The sequence below is a fragment of the Terriglobia bacterium genome (assembly GCA_020073185.1).
GTDB lineage: Bacteria > Acidobacteriota > Terriglobia > Terriglobales > Acidobacteriaceae > JAIQGF01.
This window is the reverse complement of sequence record JAIQFT010000118.1, coordinates 1-3,138: the sequence shown is the minus strand read 5'-3', so window position 1 is coordinate 3,138 and position 3,138 is coordinate 1. Positions and strand designations below refer to the sequence as shown.

Annotated in this window: 3 protein-coding genes; all 3 read right to left on the bottom strand. The window is 60.3% G+C overall.

The genetic code is table 11. The features are described 5' to 3' along the window. Window positions 1-1,166, bottom strand: a 1,166-nt coding sequence (locus LAN64_20630; protein ID MBZ5570232.1) for a hypothetical protein, incomplete at its 3' end; no start/stop codon positions are given. 452 nt (window positions 1,167-1,618) lie between these two features. Next, entirely contained in the window at window positions 1,619-1,834 is a 216-nt protein-coding gene (locus tag LAN64_20625; protein MBZ5570231.1) for a helix-turn-helix domain-containing protein, read from the bottom strand. 96 nt (window positions 1,835-1,930) lie between these two features. Further along, on the bottom strand, window positions 1,931-2,887 hold the full coding sequence (locus tag LAN64_20620) for a helix-turn-helix transcriptional regulator (protein ID MBZ5570230.1): 957 nt from the start codon (window positions 2,885-2,887) through the stop codon (window positions 1,931-1,933). Window positions 2,888-3,138: the final 251 nt, after the last annotated feature.

Below are 3,138 nucleotides of genomic sequence, written 5' to 3'. Positions count from 1 at the left end.
GTCGCAACGTCGCCGACTTTCAACTGTTCCGCACTCGCGCCCTTCGCGTCTGCCGAGAGATCATCCAACTTGGTGATCGTGATCTCTCCCAACGGCAAATAGGTCTTGCGGATCACCTGGGTTGACGCCGGATCGGTGATTTCGCGATCCAGTCTATGCACGCTCAAGCGAGTTCCGACCGTCAAGCCCGCGGCGGCGCCGGCGTTGAGGATCACCTGGCCGTTGTCGATCGCCGCCACCAGTATTTCCCGCTTCATTCCGTCGGCGCGCGCGAACGGCGCGGCCTCGGCATATACCAGTGTGAGCGCCTCGCCGTAAGAAATTCCATCGGCACCCGCGCGCCGTTGCGCGGCCTCGGCGAAAATCACGGATTGCGGATCAACGTTGATGCTGCGCGCGGCCCGGCTGAGAGCGGCCCGCATGGTATCTTCCTGGTTAATCTGCGAAACAGCTTCGGCGAATGTGACGTTGCGCTCCCGCGCGCGTTCTTTGGCAGCCTCCGCGATGGCACCCGATCTGACGTCGAGCGCGATGCTGCCGCCACATGAATTGAACTTCATTGTGTCGTTCTCCTCAGCCGTCAATTCCTTCATCGCGACGCCGAACTCGACACCGCGGTCGATAGCGCGGCGTCGTATCCGCTCCGCGAACGCCCCCGACGCCGGATCAAGCTTTATGCTGCTGGTTTGGTTGACGTGCCGCATTGCTCCATGCTCCTGTTCGCCCAGAAAGTCGCCATCGAAAACGACGTGCGCCGCGCTGGAACTAAAGTTGTTGTTGAATCGGACCTCCGCCAATCCCGTCACTTCGGGAGGCATGGCCCCGAGAAAGCCGATGTGCCGCAGGTAGGGAGTACCCGTGGCCTCGAATTTCGGATACAGCGCGATCGACCGCTTCTTGAACAGCCCCCGGCTCACCATGTCTTCAAGCGCGGGCTGCACCTGGCGCAATTTCGCCAGCAGCGTGCCGCCATCGGCTCTCAGTTTTTCCACCCAACCAAACGCCGGCGCGTTCATCTCCGGACGTCCGATCACGACGGGCGCTTCATGCAGGGACGGATCGTAAGACGAGGCAATCGCGCGAAGATCCTGCTCGGTGAACTTGCCCTTGGCGCCATAGTCGCCGGCGCGGAAAACTTCGAGCCACTGATCGGCCAACGTGCTCACGTTCGTGCCTTCCCGTCGTGCTTGGTCTCAGACACCTTTTTTGCCTTCCGAGGGCGGTCCGACCCTCTCCTAAACACCCCCTAGACCGCGCTAGGTTGACTTTGTGACACGTCACGCGGTCCGGGGTGGTACTCCAGGGCCACTGTTACATTCTTGGTGCACCTTTTTTAGGATTTGCTTGCTTTCACGGCCGCAATGTGGGCCGCGAATCCACTGACCTTTCCGCCACCCGCCTGGCAAAACCCGCCTTGAAAAAAGGACGCACGCCGGCTGTACCCGGATTCCATCGCGCGGCGGCGAGGAGGCCGATACCACTGCGCTTTGCTCGCGGAGTTCAGGCGCGAGGAGGAACTCGGCGGAGCCGGCGTGCGTCTCAAGGAAGGAGGAACCATGGGCCGAACAACGATCAAAGAGATTTCGAGCGCGGGTTAGCGCTGGCGCACAACCGAAGTTCAAGATATTTGCGAATCCCGCGCTGCCTTCAATTCCAGAGCGGAGTGCTTGAGGACAAAAAAATACCCGCATGGATTGGGACGACAGCCGCGCAACAATCCAGATTCGAGGTAGCGGCGCACGGTCTGACCGCAGCAGCCCAAAACTTTGGCGGCCGCACCGGTAGTGATTAGTTTTGCATCCGCTGCATCGCTGCCTTGCGTTTCGTTCTTCATGGCACGAGAGCGTGTCACGATCGCCGCGCATGCGCTGTGATCCTTGGCTGCTGGGCATCAGGCTAGTAACGGCGGCGGCGATGGCGGCGATCCTCATCAGCGCTTCGCCTCGCCGGCGTCGATTGCTTCGTCCAACTTGTAAGATGTCTGGCCAATCACGCGTGCCAACACTCGCCAACCGCCGACGCCCCGGATGACCGTCCCCGGCTTCTCTAACCGCGTCCATTCTTGAGCGGCCTCCCACCACTGCGGTGGCACACCATTCAGGACAATCACCTCACGAAGGCTTCCGGCCTGCTCAAGTTTTTCTAGATCAATCCTGTGCAACCAGCCCGTGTAGCATCGCCCGACCGGATAGAAGTCGTTCGGCTTGGTAGCCTGCGCCAGAATCATTTCACCGGTGAGCTTGCTCGGGTCCACCACGGAGTTATCGAGCAGCAGAATCTGTCGGCCGGGAACCAAGAGCTGGAGGCCAAACTCAACCGGCCCCCAAAAACAGCACGTAGCGGACAACTGTCGAACCGACTCGGAGGGCCACGGCACCCATCTTTCGATCGCCTTGGCAGGCGCGCTGGAGGGGCGCGCGATGAACTCGGAATATTCCGACTTCAGTAGGGGAACGTTGACCACGTCGGCCGCAGGCGCGCGCCTTTTTTTCTCAAATTCCTTCAGCGTCGCCGCCACCTCGGGTATTAAGCCGCCGAGGGCCTCCAGATCGACGCCAGCCTTCTCCCAGAAGTGTATTGCGTTTCCGCCCTTACGGCCGGTCGCGAGCTTTGCGAGCTTGACGTACATTTCATTCGAGGGCTTAGTTCTCCCGCTTTCCCATTGCAGGACGGAAATACGTTTGATCCCGAGTTGGCTGGCTAGCTCCTCTTGGCTAAGTCCGAGCACATCCTGTCGGAGTTTCTTCACTTCGGGGTCAGGTTGCCCGGTTTCCTTGGTGCTAGCGGGCTCGGCTTCCCTCACTCCCTTACCGGGTGCGGAGCGATCCTGCGTCTTTTCGGGCAATGGCGCGGCAGTCGGAGATGGGGCGTTTTTTCTTGTTGACATTACCATTCTGCCTACCGTAGTCTTAGCTACGTCGGCCTGCCTCCCGTTGTTCTAACTATAAGGGCGGCTGATTTGGGCCGTCAAGGCAAGAGTCATGGCTGCAATTGCCGGAACTGGCGGGATTGAACGGCGCAGTAACCCGCGAGCGGACTTCGCACTCCGCGAGATTCTGTCCGACAGCATCCGCCGATCGGGAAAAAGCCGGGAAGACGTTGCGACGCTGATGAGCCAGCTATCCGGCACAACGGTGT

Excerpts from the sequence above, each read along its gene's own strand:
- LAN64_20625 (MBZ5570231.1), bottom strand. The coding sequence starts at position 1,834 with ATGAAGAACGAAACGCAAGGCAGCGATGCAGCGGATGCAAAACTAATC.
- LAN64_20620 (MBZ5570230.1), bottom strand. The coding sequence starts at position 2,887 with ATGTCAACAAGAAAAAACGCCCCATCTCCGACTGCCGCGCCATTGCCC.